The sequence below is a fragment of the Streptomyces sp. BL1 genome (assembly GCF_057628045.1).
The window spans coordinates 6,898,301-6,913,540 of record NZ_JBXYWZ010000002.1; the positions used below are offsets into that span (position 1 = coordinate 6,898,301).

Annotated in this window: 16 protein-coding genes; 6 read left to right on the plus strand and 10 right to left on the minus strand. The window is 71.8% G+C overall.

All coding sequences use genetic code 11. The annotated features are described in order from the left end of the window. The first annotated feature begins 22 nt into the window (after positions 1 to 22). Both AC3AGO_RS30220 and metG read left to right on the plus strand, forming a co-directional pair. On the plus strand, positions 23 to 382 hold the full coding sequence (locus AC3AGO_RS30220) for an arsenate reductase family protein (protein ID WP_487823435.1): 360 nt from the start codon (positions 23 to 25) through the stop codon (positions 380 to 382). A 206-nt stretch (positions 383 to 588) separates the two neighbouring features. Further along, positions 589 to 2,310 (plus strand): methionine--tRNA ligase, encoded by a 1,722-nt coding sequence (metG, locus tag AC3AGO_RS30225; RefSeq protein WP_487823436.1) that lies wholly within the window; start codon positions 589 to 591, stop codon positions 2,308 to 2,310. Between the two features lie 124 nt (positions 2,311 to 2,434). Here metG and AC3AGO_RS30230 read toward each other — a convergent pair whose 3' ends face one another. The 4 genes from AC3AGO_RS30230 to AC3AGO_RS30245 form a co-directional block, all read right to left on the minus strand. After that, entirely contained in the window at positions 2,435 to 2,899 is a 465-nt protein-coding gene (locus AC3AGO_RS30230; RefSeq protein ID WP_487823437.1) for a MaoC family dehydratase, read from the minus strand. Between the two features lie 119 nt (positions 2,900 to 3,018). After that, a complete protein-coding gene (locus tag AC3AGO_RS30235; RefSeq protein WP_487823438.1) occupies positions 3,019 to 4,506 on the minus strand; it encodes an acyl-CoA synthetase in 1,488 nt (495 codons plus the stop codon). A 102-nt stretch (positions 4,507 to 4,608) separates the two neighbouring features. Further along, a complete protein-coding gene (locus tag AC3AGO_RS30240) occupies positions 4,609 to 5,496 on the minus strand; it encodes an amidohydrolase family protein (RefSeq protein WP_487823439.1) in 888 nt (295 codons plus the stop codon). Between the two features lie 14 nt (positions 5,497 to 5,510). Beyond that, a complete protein-coding gene (locus tag AC3AGO_RS30245) occupies positions 5,511 to 6,413 on the minus strand; it encodes an SDR family NAD(P)-dependent oxidoreductase (protein ID WP_487823440.1) in 903 nt (300 codons plus the stop codon). Positions 6,414 to 6,599: 186 nt separating this feature from the next. Here AC3AGO_RS30245 and AC3AGO_RS30250 point away from each other — a divergent pair, with 186 nt between their 5' ends. Both AC3AGO_RS30250 and AC3AGO_RS30255 read left to right on the plus strand, forming a co-directional pair. Continuing rightward, on the plus strand, positions 6,600 to 7,493 hold the full coding sequence (locus tag AC3AGO_RS30250) for a PaaX family transcriptional regulator (protein ID WP_487823441.1): 894 nt from the start codon (positions 6,600 to 6,602) through the stop codon (positions 7,491 to 7,493). 89 nt (positions 7,494 to 7,582) lie between these two features. Then, positions 7,583 to 8,323, plus strand: a complete 741-nt coding sequence (locus tag AC3AGO_RS30255; protein WP_487823442.1) for an ANTAR domain-containing protein — start codon at positions 7,583 to 7,585, stop codon at positions 8,321 to 8,323. A 51-nt stretch (positions 8,324 to 8,374) separates the two neighbouring features. On the opposite strand, the gene AC3AGO_RS30260 is transcribed toward AC3AGO_RS30255, so the two are convergent. Together AC3AGO_RS30260 and AC3AGO_RS30265 are read right to left on the minus strand one after the other, a co-directional pair. After that, positions 8,375 to 8,770, minus strand: a complete 396-nt coding sequence (locus AC3AGO_RS30260) for an STAS domain-containing protein (RefSeq protein ID WP_487823443.1) — start codon at positions 8,768 to 8,770, stop codon at positions 8,375 to 8,377. 228 nt (positions 8,771 to 8,998) lie between these two features. Next, positions 8,999 to 10,144 (minus strand): cation diffusion facilitator family transporter, encoded by a 1,146-nt coding sequence (locus AC3AGO_RS30265; RefSeq protein ID WP_487823444.1) that lies wholly within the window; start codon positions 10,142 to 10,144, stop codon positions 8,999 to 9,001. Between the two features lie 75 nt (positions 10,145 to 10,219). On the opposite strand from AC3AGO_RS30265, the gene AC3AGO_RS30270 reads away from it, so the two are divergent. Further along, positions 10,220 to 10,579 (plus strand): ArsR/SmtB family transcription factor, encoded by a 360-nt coding sequence (locus tag AC3AGO_RS30270; RefSeq protein WP_487823445.1) that lies wholly within the window; start codon positions 10,220 to 10,222, stop codon positions 10,577 to 10,579. A gap of 46 nt (positions 10,580 to 10,625) precedes the next feature. Here the strand turns inward: AC3AGO_RS30270 and AC3AGO_RS30275 are convergent, their stop codons facing one another. The 4 genes from AC3AGO_RS30275 to AC3AGO_RS30290 form a co-directional block, all read right to left on the minus strand. Further along, positions 10,626 to 11,183 (minus strand): COG4315 family predicted lipoprotein, encoded by a 558-nt coding sequence (locus AC3AGO_RS30275; protein ID WP_487823446.1) that lies wholly within the window; start codon positions 11,181 to 11,183, stop codon positions 10,626 to 10,628. Between the two features lie 225 nt (positions 11,184 to 11,408). Then, positions 11,409 to 12,707, minus strand: coding sequence for a hypothetical protein (locus AC3AGO_RS30280; protein WP_487823447.1), 1,299 nt, complete (start codon positions 12,705 to 12,707; stop codon positions 11,409 to 11,411). Between the two features lie 120 nt (positions 12,708 to 12,827). Then, entirely contained in the window at positions 12,828 to 13,034 is a 207-nt protein-coding gene (locus AC3AGO_RS30285; protein WP_487823448.1) for a substrate-binding domain-containing protein, read from the minus strand. A gap of 250 nt (positions 13,035 to 13,284) precedes the next feature. Continuing rightward, entirely contained in the window at positions 13,285 to 14,490 is a 1,206-nt protein-coding gene (locus AC3AGO_RS30290) for a PP2C family protein-serine/threonine phosphatase (RefSeq protein ID WP_487823449.1), read from the minus strand. Positions 14,491 to 14,742: 252 nt separating this feature from the next. Between AC3AGO_RS30290 and AC3AGO_RS30295 the strand changes: the two genes are divergently transcribed. After that, entirely contained in the window at positions 14,743 to 15,162 is a 420-nt protein-coding gene (locus tag AC3AGO_RS30295) for a CBS domain-containing protein (RefSeq protein ID WP_487823450.1), read from the plus strand. The last annotated feature ends 78 nt before the right edge of the window (positions 15,163 to 15,240 follow it).

Genomic DNA, 15,240 nt, shown 5'->3' on the forward strand with positions numbered 1-15,240 from the left:
GCCCGCCGTCTAGGCTGTACGCATGGAGATCTGGGTCAACCCCGCGTGTTCGAAGTGCCGGAGCGCCGTGTCGCTGCTCGACGAGGAGGGCGCCGACTACACGGTGCGCCGCTACCTCGACGACCCGCCGAGCGAGGACGAACTGCGGGACGTACTGGGGCGGCTGGACCTCGAACCGTGGGACATCGTGCGGACGCAGGAGGCCGCGGCGAAGGAGCTCGGCCTCAAGGAGTGGCCGCGGGAGGCCGCCGAGCGCGACCGGTGGATCAAGGCCCTGGCGGAGTATCCGAAGCTGATCCAGCGCCCCATCATCACCGCGGACGACGGAACGGCGACGGTTGCCCGTACGGACGAGGCGGTACGGGACGCGCTCGGCGGGTGACGGGCTGACCGTCGCGGCGCGGTGACGGGCCGCCGAGTTCGGGGCCCGTACGGGCGGAAAAGCGTTCCGGGCGGGCGCGGGGTGATCGTTACGATGAAGGGGGCCGCGGGCGGCGCGGACGGTGCCGCCGCGGTCCGGCCGACCGCACCGCCGCGGCGCTCCGGGCCCGCCCGGGAGGGCCGCCCGAACCCTTGGAGCGTCCGAGCATGGCTCGACACCTCATCACCAGCGCGCTGCCGTACATCAACGGGATCAAGCACCTGGGGAACATGGTCGGGTCGATGCTCCCGGCCGACGTGTACGCGCGGTATCTGCGGCAGCGCGGACACGAGGTGCTCTACATCTGCGCGACGGACGAGCACGGTACGCCCGCCGAGCTGGCGGCGAAGGAGGCCGGGCTGCCGGTCGCCGAGTTCTGCGCCGAGCAGCACGCCGTACAGCGTGCGATCTACGACGGATTCGGCCTCGCCTTCGACCACTTCGGCCGCAGCTCCTCGCCGCAGAACGTGGAGATCACCCAGCATTTCGCCCGCAAGCTGCACGAGAACGGCTTCATCGAGGCGCGCGGCGTACGCCAGATGTTCTCGGCGGTGGACGGGCGTTTCCTGCCCGACCGCTACATCATCGGCACCTGCCCGCACTGCGGTTACGACAAGGCCCGCGGCGACCAGTGCGAGAACTGCACCCGGGTGCTCGACCCCACCGACCTGATCGAGCCCCGTTCGGCGATCAGCGGCAGCACCGAACTGGAAGTGCGGTCCACCACCCACCTCTTCCTGCTCCAGTCGCAACTGGCCGGTGAGGTCGAGGCGTTCGTCGACGCGCACGCCGACGAGTGGCCCGTGCTCTCCTCCTCCATCGCCCGCAAGTGGCTCACCGAGGGACTCCAGGACCGGTCCATCACCCGCGACCTGGACTGGGGAGTGCCCGTTCCCGCCGACACCTGGCCCGAACTGGCCGCCGAGGGCAAGGTGTTCTACGTCTGGTTCGACGCGCCCATCGAGTACATCGGCGCGACAAAGGAGTGGGCGGACGAGCAGCCGGACAGCCGGGACTGGAAGTCCTGGTGGTACGAGGCCGACGACACGGTGCGCTACACCGAGTTCATGGCCAAGGACAACGTGCCCTTCCACACCGTGATGTTCCCGGCGACCGAACTGGGGACCCGCGAGCCGTGGAAGAAGGTCGACGTCGTCAAGTCCTTCAACTGGCTGAACTACTACGGCGGGAAGTTCTCCACGTCGCAGCAGCGCGGCATCTTCACCGACGCCGCGCTGGAGCTGCTGCCCGCCGACTACTGGCGGTACTTCCTGATGGCCGCGGCCCCCGAGTCCGACGACGCGTCCTTCTCCTGGGAGTTCTTCTCCTCCCTGGTCAACAAGGACCTCGCCGACACGCTCGGGAACTTCGTGAACCGCGTCCTGTCCTTCTCCCGCAAGCGCTTCGGCGACACGGTGCCGGCCGGCGGCACACCGGGCCCGGCCGAGGAGCGGCTGGGCCGGGAGACCGCCGAGCTGCTGACGGAGTATCAGGAGCACATGGACGGGCTGCGGTTCCGCAAGGGCGCCGCCGCGCTGCGCGGGCTGTGGAGCGCGGGCAACACGTACCTGGAGGAGAAGGCGCCCTGGCTGGAGATCAAGACGGACCAGGAGGCGGCGGCGCTCACGCTGCGCACCGCCATGAACCTGATCCATCTCTACGCCGTCGTCTCCGAGCCGTTCATCCCGGCCTCCGCGGCCGCCATGCGCCGCGCGTTTGCCCTTCCGGGGGATGACGCGCGTTGGGTGAGTGCCGCGGAGGCGCGGGCGCTGGATGCGGTGCCGGCGGGGACGGGGTTTGTTGTGCCGCCGGTCCTTTTTCAGAAGATTACCGAGGATGACCTTGTTGGTTATCGTGAGCGGTTTGGTGGCGAGCGGGACGCCGCTTGAGCGGCGGGTGTCGCCGCATGCCGACTTGTGTGCCCCCGTCGACTTGTTGGGCGGCTGCGGTTCGCGTGTGGTTTGCGCAGTTCCCCGCGCCCCTTTTCGCGCAGTTCCCCGCGCCCCTTATGGGTCACGCGTAGTGGCGGTAGACCGTTGTGGCTACGCAGGCGGGCTTTTGGGTGCCTTCTGCTTCCACGGTGAAGGTGAGTCGCATCTCCACGCCGTTTCCCTTGATCTCCGTGACGGAGTCGACGGTGCCGTGCAGCCGGAGCTTGGCGCCGACGGGGACGGGGCTGGGGAAACGGACCTTGTCCAGGCCGTAGTTGAGGCTCATGGAGAGGCCCTCGACGGTCAGCAGTTCGTTGAAGAGCGGGATGATCAGCGAGAGCGTCAGATAGCCGTGCGCGATGGGGGCGCCGAAGGGGCCCTGCGCGGCGCGTTCCGGGTCGGTGTGGATCCACTGGTGGTCGCCAGTGGCTTCGGCGAACGTGTCGATCCGCTCCTGGGTGATCTCCATCCAGTCGGTGTGGCCCAAGTCGGCGCCCGCGAGGGCCTGGAGCTCGGCGAGTCCGGTGACGGTGCGGTGGGCTGTCATGCGTTTCCTCCGGGTCGGTGCGGGGCCGCGTCGTGTGACCCTGCGTGTGTGGTGCGGGTGCGGTTCGCGTGTGGTGTGCGCAGTTCCCCGCTCCCCTTTTTGCGCAGTTCCCCGCGCCCCTAATCCGTGCCGTGGGCGGCGCGGATGCGGGACTTCAGCAGCTTGCCTGCGGCGCTGCGGGGCAACTCGTCGGTGAAGACGAGGGACTTGGGAATCTTGTAGCGGGCGAGCTGCCCGTCGAGGGACGCCAGGATCTCCTCGGCGCCGGCCGTCGCGCCGGCGGCGAGGACGACGACGGCGCGGCCCACTTCGCCCCAGTCCGGGTCGGGGACGCCGAGGACCGCGCAGTCGGCGACGGCGGGGTGCCGGTGCAGGGCGTTCTCGACCTCGGCGGGGTAGATGTTCTCGCCCCCGGAGATGATCATGTCCTTGACGCGGTCGACGACCGTGACATAGCCGTCCTCGTCGGCCTGGGCGACGTCGCCGGTACGGAACCAGCCGTCCGTGAACGCCGCCGCCGTCTCCTCGGGCAGGCCCCAGTAACCGGTCATCACATGCGGGCCCTCGGCGAGGAGTTCGCCGCGCGGTGCGTCGTGGCCGTCCGCGTCGACGATCCGTACGTCGGTGAAGAAGTGCGGCAGCCCGGCGCTGCCCGCCTTGTCCAGGGCGTGTTCCGCGTCGAGCAGCAGTACGCCGGGGGAGGCCTCGGTCATGCCGTAGCCCTGGATGAAGGTGAGGCCGCGCTCCTCGTACGTACGGATCAGCGAGCCGGGTACGGGCGAGCCGCCGCACATCATGCGGCGTACGGAGGACAGGTCGGCGGAGGCGAACTGCGGTGTGGTGGCGATCTGTTGGAACATCGCGGGCACGCCGAACATCACCGTGACCCGATGCGCCTCGACCAGCTCCAGGGTGCGGACCGGGTCGAAGGACTCCTCCAGGACGAGGGTGCCGCCCTTCAGAACGGTGGGCAGGCAGGTCATGTTGAGCGCGGCGGTGTGGAACAGCGGCGCGGACAGCAGGGTCACCTCGTCGGCGGCGACGTCGCTGTCGACGAGCACATTGACGCTGTTCCAGGTGAGGTTGCCGTGGGTGAGGGTCGCGCCCTTGGCCCGGCCGGTGGTGCCCGAGGTGTACATGATCATTGCCGGGTCGCCGTGCGTGACCGGCTCGTCGAGCGGGTCCGTACCGGCCAGGGCGAGGGCCTTCTCGTACGGTTCGCCGGTCTCCAGCAGATGCCGCACCCCGGCGCCGGCCTCCTGCGCCGCGGTGGCGTGCGCGGGGGTGTGGATCAGGACGGAGGCGCCGGAGTCGGTGAGGCAGTGCGTCAGCTCCGGTCCGGCCAGCCGGGTGTTGAGCGGCACGAAGACGGCGCCCAAGTGGCCCGCGGCGAACAGGGTTTCCAGGAACGCGGGATGGTTGGGCCCGAGGAAGGCGACGCGGTCGCCGCGCCGCACGCCGAGCGCGTGGAGATGGTGGGCGAGGCGGGTGGTGCGGTCGTGCAGCTGCGCGTAGGTGTACGAGGTGTCCTGGTGTACGACGGCCGTGCGGTGCGGGGTCTTGCGGGCCCGTCGCAGGGTCCAGGAACCGATGCCGTGGTTGCGCATGGGCGCTCCTTCGCATCGCCGGAAGCCGCGGTGCCGGGGCTGCCGGGCGGCCGGCCTGCTGACTGCTTGTGTGTGGACCGCGGGATGCCGGGGCCGGGACGCTCAGGGGTTGGCGAGGCCGAGCAGGCGGGCCGCGTTCTCCTTGAGGATCTTCGGCCGGACGGAGTCCTTGATGTCGAGCTTCTCGAAGTCGGACAGCCACCGGTCGGGGGTGAGCAGCGGATAGTCCGTGCCGAACAGCACCTTGTCCTGGAGGAGCGAGTTGGCGTACTGGACGAGCTGCGGCGGGAAGTACTTCGGCGACCAGCCCGACAGGTCGATGTACACCTGCGGTTTGTGCACGGCGACGGAGAGCGCCTCGTCCTGCCAGGGGACGGACGGGTGGGCCATGATGATCGGCATGTCGGGGAAGTCCGCTGCCACGTCGTCGAGGTACAGCGGGTTGGAGTACTTCAGCCGGATGCCGCCGCCGCCCGGCGCGCCCGCGCCGATGCCCGTCTGCCCGGTGTGGAAGAGGGTGATCGCCCCGGCCTCCTGGGCGGCCTCGTAGAGCACGTACGCCGACCGGTCGTTGGGGTAGAAGGCCTGGACGCTCGGGTGGAACTTGAAGCCGCGCACTCCGAAGTCCCGTACGAGGCGGGTGATCTCGCGTGCGCCGGCCTTGCCCTTCGCGGGGTCGACCGAGGCGAAGGGGATGAGGACGTCGGGGTGTTCGGCCGCCGCCTCGGCGATCTCCTCGTTGGGGACGGGCGGTGTGCCGGTGGCGGCCTCGGCGTCGACGGTGAAGACGACGGCTGCCATGTTCCGTTCGCGGTAGTACGCCGCGATCTCCGGGAGTGTCGGCTTGCGTTGTGCGCCGGACACCTTGAAGTACTCGGCGGAGGCGGCCTCCAGCTCGGGCGAGAGGGAGCTCTGTCCGCGCGAGGAGACCTCCGCGTGGGTGTGCACGTCGATCGCGGTCACGGCGTCGATGTCGATACCGGTGCTCATGGGGCGGGCCTCCGTCACAGCGTCGGGGCGGGTATGCCGTACGTTTCCGGGTGCTGTCCCACAGACACCGGCCAGGCCGCGGCTATTTCCTCGGCCGACCAGCCGCCGTCGGTGTACGCGGCGGAGATCTCCTGCGGGTGGGACCACAGCGACAGCTTGTCGCCGCCGATACCGACGCACTGTCCCGTGACGTCCTTCGCCGCCTCGGACGCGAGGAAGACGACGAGACCCGCGCAGTCCTCGGCGGTGCCGAACGCGAGGCCCTTGCGCAGCGTGTCGGGGAAGGGTGTGCCGTCGCTCTCGTACGCGTCGATGTGCGGGGCGAACAGCGGCATGGTGCGGGTCATCTCGGTGGCCGCGTTGGGCACCACGGCGTTCGCGGTGATCCCGGCGCGGGCCAGCTCCATCGCCCAGGTGCGCACCATGGCGGCGATGCCGGCCTTGGCCGCCGCGTAGTTGGTCTGGCCGAAGTTGCCGCGCTGGCCCGCGGGGGACCCGGCGACGATGATGCGGCCGCCCTCGCCCCGCTCCCGCATGTGGACGGCGGCGGCGCGTGCGCAGGTGAACGTGCCGCGCAGATGGACCTGTTGCACGGTGTCGAAGTCCTCGTCGGACATTTTCCACAGCACCCGGTCGCGCAGCACTCCCGCGTTGGTGACCATCACGTCCAGCCGGCCGAACTCGCCGACGGAGCGGGCGACCAGCGCCTCGGCGCTCTCGCTGGTGCCGACCGCGGAGGAGTCGGCGACGGCCGTGCCGCCGGCCTCGGTGATCTGCTTGACGGCCGCGCCGGCGGCCTCGCTGTCCACGTCGTTGACGACGACGGAGGCGCCGGCCGCGGCGAGCGCGCGGGCGTAGGCGAGCCCGAGTCCGCGCCCCGCGCCGGTGACGACGACAGCCTTGCCCGATAGATCCATGGGTGACGCTCCTTGTGCCGGTTGCACCGGCCGGTGCCGGTGATCGCTGCGAGCACCGACGACGTTATGCACATCTGTCATCGTGGTCAATGGAGTGCACAATGTTCGGGAGGGCGCCCGCCTGGCCGGACGGCGGCCGGGACCAGGCATGGTGGACGTGTGCAGGACGGACGGAGGGAGCGGAACGTGGTGACGGAGAACGGCAGGCACGGCAGAGCCGGCGGGCAGGAGATCCCCGGGGACGGGGAGGGCGAACCGGCCGGCGGAGGCGCGCTCCGGCCGCAGTCCCTCATGCTCACGTTCCTCGGCAACTTCGTCCTGGGTGCCGGGCTGTGCGTCTACTCCGGCAGCATCATCGAGGTCTTCGGCCGCACCGGCGTCGGCGAGCACGCCACCCGCTCCACCCTGGCGCGGATGGCCGACCGGGGTCTGCTGCGCCGCCAACGCGAGGGCCGGCGCGTGTACTTCGGGCTCACCGACCGGGCCGCGGCCATCCTCCGCGACGGCGAGGACCGCATCTGGAAACAGGGCGCCGTCAACGACGACTGGGACGGCACCTGGACCCTGCTGGCGTTCTCCCTCCCGGAGGCGGCCCAGCGCCGCCGCCACGACCTGCGGTCCCAGCTGACCTGGGCGGGCTTCGCGCCGCTCATCGGCGGCCTGTGGATCGCGCCCGGCCACGCCGACATCTCCGCCATCGGCGCGGACCCCGAACTGGGCCCGCATGTCACGGTGTTCCGCTCCACCGCCGACCCCGCGACCGACGTCGACCGCATGGTCCGCGACACCTGGGACCTGACCGCGCAGGCCGCCGGGTACGCCGCCTTCCGCGACCGCTGGTCCGCCTTCGCGGACGGCGCCGCGGCCCCCGGCCTGGACGAACTGGCCGTGAAACTCCGCCTGCTGACGGAATGGCTGCATCTCGTACGCTCCGACCCGTACCTGCCCGTACGGCATCTGCCCCACGACTGGCCCGCGGCCGGTGCGCAGGACGTGTTCCGCCGCGCCGACGCACGGGTGGCGGCCGCCGCCCAGGCGTCGGCCGAGGCGCAGCTGGACACGGCACCGGTACGGGACTGATCCGGACACCCTTTCGAGGGGGTCTCCCCGGAATCCGCTGTACCCCGCATGATGTGACGAGACGTAGCACTCACTCCTGAGGAAATGTGATGACGACGCGGGAACAACGGCTGGCCGACGTCTTCGTGGAGCTCGCGGCGGACACCCGGGACAACTCCCTCGAAGTCCCGGGGATCCTCTCCACCCTCGCGGACCGCAGCGGCGAACTGCTGGGCGCCGACGCCGCGAGCGTGACGGCGGCCCCCGGCAAGGACGGCCCGCCCCATGTGGCCGGATCCGGACCCGAAGTGAGCGCCCTCGAACTCGCCGCGTCCGACTGGGGCGAGGGCCCCGGCCACGAGTGCCGCGCCGGCGGTGCCGCACTGCCCGCCACGGACCTCACGGACCCCGCGGCGGAGGAGCGCTGGCCCCGCTACGTCCCGTGGGCACAGGAGTTGGACTTCGCGCGCGCCGCGGCCCTTCCGCTGCGCGACGGCGACGTCGCCTTCGGGGCGCTGGTGCTGCTGTACGGGTCGGGGCGCGCCGTGTCCGACTACGCCCTCGTGCTGGCGCAGTCCCTCGCCGACTTCACCGCGAACTCCCTGCTGCTGGTGCGGGAGTTGGAGCAGAGCAGGACCCGCTCCGAGCAGCTGCAGCGGGCCCTCGACAGCCGTACGGTCATCGAGCAGGCCAAGGGCGTGCTCGCGGCCCGGAAGTCCATCTCGCCCGACGAGGCCTTCGTACTGCTGCGCAGCCATGCGCGCTCGCGGCGCCGGGTGCTCGCCGAGGTGGCGCGCGATGTGATCGACGGCAGGATCCGGTGGGCGGACGGCGAAGAGGCCGGAGTCTGAACTCCTGGCTCACGGCGGGCAGTCGGGCCGCCGGGCGGCCGGCTACGCGCGTCACACGCCGGCGCGCGGCGGAGCGCCGCGGCCGTCCCGTCCGAGCGCTGTCGCCACGTCCGGGGCCTGCGGCACGACGCGGTGCAGGCCCGTGGTGCGCAGGAGCCAGAGGGCCCGCGGATGCGGGCACACGAGCCGGATTCTTCCCTGTCGTTCGGTGACGCGCTGGTGCGCGTGCGCGAGGAGTCCAAGCCCCGCGCAGTCGATGAAGGTGACGGGGGTCAGGTCGATGACGAGCGACGGGCGGTCGTGCCGGGTGGCGTCGTCCAGATGAGGGCGGACCTGAAGGGCGGCGGCGATGTCGATCTCGTCGTGCAGTTCGAGCACGACGTGCTCGTCGACGTGGTACATCCGGAGAAACCGGGTCCGTACGGGAGGCGGGAGGTGCAGGGACATCGTGGCATCACCGTGGAGTCGTCACGGCCGCTGACAGAGCCGGCCGGTGGCAAGTGGTGGGATGTCACCGGGGTCTGGGGCAACGGCCTTCGCTGTCCATTAAGGACCGCATGAAGTGGTGCGCACAACGAATGAACGATTGTCCACAGGCAGAGTTAACCCGATGGGGTGGAATCCACCCGGATCGATTGACAGTGGCAGATGGGGCGCCCGGGAGCGCAACAGAGCTTAGAACGCCGCATGGTGAGCGAGCGTCAGATGCGGGTCGTCCTCGCCCGGTACGGGTGCCGGATCGGCGTGCACCAGCGCCGCCGTCAGCTTCGGTACCGCGTGCAGCAGGGCGTGTTCGGCATCCACTGCCACCCGGTGCGCCGCCCGTACGGTCAACTCCCCGTCCACCACGACCGCCACCTCGGCGCGCAGCCGGTGCCCGATCCAGCGCAGCCGCAGCTCGCCGATCTCCCGTACGCCGGGAACCGTCAGCAGCTCCCGCTCCGCCGCCTCCACGAGCGCCGGGTCCACGGCGTCCATGACCCGCCGGAACACCTCGCGGGCCGCGTCCCGCAGCACCAGCAGGATCGCCGCCGTGATCAGCAGCCCCACCACCGGGTCGGCCCACCGCCATCCCAGCGCCGCGCCGCCCGCGCCCAACAGCACGGCGAGAGAGGTGAATCCGTCGGTACGCGCGTGCAGCCCGTCGGCGACGAGCGCCGCCGAACCGATCTCCCGCCCCGTACGGATGCGGTAGCGGGCCACCCACTCGTTGCCGAGGAAGCCGAGCACGGCCGCGGCCGCCACCACCCCCACGTGGTCCATGTCCCGCGGCTCGACCAGCCGCCCGACGGCGGCCCAGGCGGCGAAGCCCGCGGACGCAGCGATCGTCAGCACGATGACGAGACCGGCCACGTCCTCGGCGCGGCCGTACCCGTACGTGAACCGTCGGGTGGCCGCGCGGCGGCCCAGGACGAACGCGATCCCGAGCGGCACCGCGGTCAGCGCGTCCGCCGCGTTGTGCACGGTGTCGCCGAGCAGCGCCACCGAACCCGAGGCGACGACAACTGCCGCCTGTGCGAAGGCTGTCAGGCCCAGTACGCCCAGCGAGATCCACAGCGCGCGCATGCCGCGCGCCGAGGACTCCAGCGCGGAGTCCGTCTTGTCGGCGGCCTCGTGGGAGTGCGGCCGCACGAGATGCGCGGCCCGGTGCCGCCACCGCGCCCACCGGCGCACGGGAGGGTGCCCGTGCTCGTGCCCGTGGTGGTGGTCGGGCTGCTCGTGCCGCTCGTGGTCATGCGGCGTGTGCCCGTGCTGTGCGTGCCCGTGCTGATCGTGCCCGTGCTGTATGTGGCCGGACTGGGCGGTGTGCCGGTCGCTCATGCGGGGCTCCTTCCGGCGCGGCCCGCTGACGTCCCGGATGTGGACACGGCCGCGCCCCGGCTCCATTATGTGCGTATGAGCGCACGCATGCACCTGTCATCTGCGCACGAGGCGCACCCGCACACGCCCGGCGAGGAACACCTCGCCCTCGCCGCCGAGTTGCTGGCCCTGCTCGGCGACCGCACCCGCCTCGCGCTGCTCCACGCGCTGGGTGACGGGGAGGCCGACGTGAGCACGCTGACCGAGCAGTGCGGGGCCGCCCGTACGGCTGTCAGCCAGCACCTGGCGCGGCTGCGGCTCGCCGGACTGGTGGACACCCGCAAGGACGGCCGCCGGGTCATCTACTCACTGCGCGACGGCCATCTGCGCCGGGTCGTCGACGAGGCGCTCAGCCTGGCCGACCACCGGCTCACCAACCGGCCGCCGCACGGCTGACGTTCGTACGCAGGACGGCCGTCGCAGGGGTGTGTCCGGCGGTCCGTCAGTAGCCGCCGCTTCCGCCGCTGTCGCCACCGCTGTCGCCCCCGCCGCCCTCGACCTTCTTGCCGTCGGGGCCGAGCACGTACCACTCGGCGCCGAACGCGTCGACGTTCTGGCCCTTGGTGTCCCCGGGCTTCTCGTCCTTCTCGTAGCGGTAGAGCGGATGCCCGTTGTACGTGACGCCCCTGGTGCCGTCGGAGCGGGCGCCCGTGCCGAGCTTCCCGGCCTCGACTCCCTTGCCGGCCTTGGGCTTTCCCTTGGTCGTGAGCGGAGGCCACGCCGTCGCGCAGTCGCCGTCGCAGGTTGACTTCGCGGAGGTGTCGGCCTCGAAGAGGTACAGCGTGCGGCCCTCGGCGTCCACCAGGACCTTGCCGAGACCGGTGGACTTCACCGCCACGGTGGCGGGCCCCTTCGGCGGGCTGCTCGGGGAGGCCGTACGGGTCTGTCCGCTCTGCGAGGGACTCGGCTCGCCGCCCGAGCCGTCCGAACAGCCGGCGGTGACGGTGGCGAGCAGGGTGACGGCGACCGCCCAGGTGGTCGCCGCGGCGGTGCGCTGCATGGGGTCCTCCGTGGGTCAGCGGCCCCGTCCGGGCGACGGAGCCGCACTTCCCACTTCCCTGCGCCCGGGACGGCCTGTCCACTCGGAGGGGGCCGATCGGCACGGCGGGCCCTCCGTACGACGGGTCCTCCGGTGCGGGGAGCCGTGCGACGCGGACGCGCCGGCCGGTTCGGTTACCGGCCGGCGCGCAGTCCGTCATCCGCCGGGTGACCGGACGACGGGCCGTCAGAAGCCGCCGCCGAAGCCTCCTCCGTCGAAGCCGCCGCCGAACCCGCCGCCGCCGTCCATGCCGGAGCCGCCGAAGCCGTCGCCGCCCATGCCGCCGTCTCCCGCCCAGGCGCCGCCCGTTCCCATCGAGGAGCCGAGCAGCGTGCCGATGAGCATGCCGGACATCAGGGAGCCGCCGAACCCGCCGTAGAAGCCGCCGGCCCACGGACCGTACGCCGGGCCCGCCTCCCAGTAGGGGCGCCGGCCCGTCGCCGTCTCGACCTCGCGGGCGGCCGGCTGTTCGCCGTCGTCGATGCGGGCCGCGTCGGCGGCGCAGACGGGGATGTCGCGGGCTTCGCCGCCCTGCGGGTGCCAGAGGCGGTTCTCGACCGAAGGACCGTGCCGCGGGTCGAAGAAGCAGGGGGCGCGGCGCTCGGGCAGCGGCTTGCCCGCGCGGCGGGCGCGGAGTGTGGCCACGGCGAACCTGCCGCCCTCCAGGGCGCTGGTCACCGCCTCCACGTCGCGGGGCGAACGCACCTTGTTCATCGCCCGCTTGGCCTCCTCGTAGGCGTCGAGGGCTTCGCCGTACTCGGTGACCAGCGCCTCGTTCTCCTCCTCCGAGGAGCCGCCGGGCGCCGCCGGATCGAAGTCCAGCCGGTCCAGCTCCTCGCCGTACGAGGTGACGTCCTCGTCGACGGTGGCCTTCACCCGCCGCAGGTCGGCCGCGGCCTCCTTGCGGACGCGGACGGAGCTGCGGGCCACGAAGAACACCGCGAGGGCCAGACCGCCGAGCATCAGGATGCCGAGGACGAGACCGCCCGTACCGGTGCTCTGCTGGCCGGTGCCGGAGCCGTCGGAGCCGCCGTTCTCAATCGCGTCGGAGGCCTTGTCGGCGAACGTGCTCATCGCGCTGTATCCGACGGCCCCGCTCTGCCGGTCGGCCTGCTGCGCGAGGTTCTGCGCCTGGCTGCCGGGCATCAGCGCGCGGTCGGAATTGGCGCCGAAGTCGTTGCCGAGAAGTACGCCGTAGACGCCGGCGCGGCCGGTGGCCTCACGGATGTCGGAGATCACGGTGCTTTTGTTGTAGGCGGAGTCCTCCGGGAGCACGACGATGAAGACCGGCTCGCCCTTGGCGGTGATGCTCTTGGAGAGCGTGTCCTGCTCGGAGGTGCTGAGCCGGTCGCGCGCCCCCTCGTCCACGTAGACCGGCTGGGAGCGCAGTCCCTTGCCGATCTCCTCGGGCGTGGAGGGGCCTGCGGCCTGCGCCGGCGCTGCCACGACGAGCAGCGCCACGACGAGCGCGAGAACTGTCAGCAACGCCGCGAGCGGTCCAGCACTGCGCGGACGGCGAGCTCCGGAACCTGCGGCATGGTGGGCCATACCTTCAGTGTCCTCCTCCGGGCCCGAAAGCGGGAGGACCGCGCAAGCGGGTACGTATCAGGCACCGTCGCCCGGGGCGGGCGGGGTGCCTGTGGAGGGGGCGGTCAGGAGTTCCACGGGCAGCAGATGGTGGGGCGGTCCCGTCGGGCGGCCGTCGGCCAGGGCCAGGAGGCGCTCCACCGCGCGGCGTCCCGCCTCGGCCGCGGGGACGTGCAGCGCGGTGATGTCGGGCATCGCCAGCCGCGAGGCCGCGTCTCCCCGCATGCAACGCACGCGCCGCGGTGAGGAGTTGGCCCCGGACCCGCCCCTACCCGTTTCTTCCGGGGCTGCCGCCCCGGGCCCCAGCTGGTGATGGGTGGGAAGGCTGCCGCTCCCGGGTCCCACCCGGTGGTGGGAGTGAGGGCTGCCGCCCCGGGGCTCCACCTGGCGGTGGGTGGGAGGGCTGCTGCTCCGGGGTCCCGCCTGGTGGTGGGTGGGAGGGCTGCTGCCCCCGGGCCCCGCTTGACGGTGGGGCTCACCCCGCCGTGTACGGAGGGCGGCCTGCTCGGGGGCCGTGCCAGTCGAGGCAGATTACCGTGGCGTCGTCCTGGAGCCGGCCTCCGCTGGCTTCCTCCACGGCGTTGGTCAGGACCCGCACCGCTTCGCGCGGGTGCAGGGTGCGGGTGTGTTCGACCATGGCGGGCATGTCCACGCTCTCCGCGCCGCGTTCGAGCATGCCGTCGGTGAGCAGGACGAGCCGGTCGCCGGAGCGCAGGTCGAGGCGCTGTACGCGGTAGTCGTGGGGGAAGGGGAAGCCGAAGGGCGGGTCGGCCTCGCAGCCGATCTCCTCGACCGTCCCGCCCCGCAGGCGCAGCGGGAGGGGGTGGCCGGCGTTGACGAAATCGGCCGTGCCCTCGCGCAGTCCGATGCGCAGCAGTTGACCTGTCGCGTGTCCGCGGCCGTTGGCGCACAGCGCCCGGTGGGCCTGCTGCGCCTGTTCCTCCAGCGAGGCCCCGGCGCGCCGTGCGCCGCGCAACGCGCCGACCAGCACCGTGGCCAGCAGCGCGGCGTCGATGTCGTGGCCCATGGGGTCGGTGACGGACAGGTGCAGGCAGTCGCGGTCCAGGGCGTAGTCGAAGGTGTCCCCGCTGATCTCGCCGGAGGGCTCCAGCGCGCCGGACAGCGCGAACTCGGCGACCTCGCACGACATCGACGGCGGCAGCAGCTGGTGCTGGATCTCCGCGGGCAGGGTGAGCCGGGCGGTCCGTTTGCCCCAGGTGTAGAGGTCGGTGAAGCGCTGGTCGGCGATGACGATGTACGCGAGGACGCGTGCCGTCTCGCGCAGCGAGGCCAGCACCTGCTCGCCGGGGTCGGGCGGCAGGGTCAGTTCGAGCAGACCGATGGGGTCGCCGCGGTTCGTCACGGGAAGGATCAGCCGCAGCATGCCGGTGTCCGGAAGCGATTCGTGCAACGGCCGCTGCGCGCGCACCACTTGGTCGTAGACGCTGCCGTGCAGCTCGACCCGCTCCGCCTCCCCGTTCTGTCCGGTCTCTCCGGCCGGTCCGACGGCGCTGACCCGTACCAGCGCCTTCCCCGTCAGGTCGACGATGAGGAAGGACACCGTGCTCGCGCCGAAGCGCCATGCGAGGTCCCGGGTGATCATGTCGACGGACTCGACCGGCGACTCCTGCGCCGTCGCGGTCAGCAGCTCGGCGATTTCGGTGTCGTCCCCACCTGCCATGGCACGTTCCCTTCCCGGTGGTGGGCACGATACGCGCAGAACTGTACTTTGCGCACATATCGGATGGCAGCGAAGAGCGCCCCGGCGCGTTGCCGGCGAGGGTCTCCGGCGACGGGCCGGGAGCGGGGAGCGGGTTTCGGCGGGTGCGGCAGTGCTACCCGGCCGGCCAGGCACGCGCGCGTTCCCTGCGGAGAACGCGGCGGGGCGTGGCGGCCGGACCGTAAGCGAGCCGACCGAAGTGAGGAGTACCGGATGACCACCGCACGTGACGTCATGACCAGCGGAGCCGACTGTGTGCAGAGCGACCAGACGGCCGCGGACGCGGCGCGGCTCATGAAGGAACTGGGCGTGGGGGCGCTGCCCATCTGCGGGAAGGACAGCAAGATCAAGGGCGTGGTCACCGACCGCGATCTGGTCGTCAAGGTCCTGGCTCCCGGCCGCGATCCGGGGACCTTCCCCGCCGGCAGCCTCAATCAGACGGAAGCGGTCACCATCGGCGCCGACGACGACACCGAGGAGATCCTCGCGACGATGACCCGGCACAAGGTGCGGCGGCTCCCGGTGATCGACGGTGACCGGCTCGTCGGCATGGTCGCCATCGCGGACGTGGCCCGTTCGCTGCCGAACGCCACGACAGGCTCGCTCGTCGAGGCCCTGTCCTCGAACAACTGACGCCTGCGGCGTTCGAACTGCCTGCCGCCGGTACGGGCCTGACGTGACGTCAGGCGGTCGGCGGGCAGCGGGACTTGC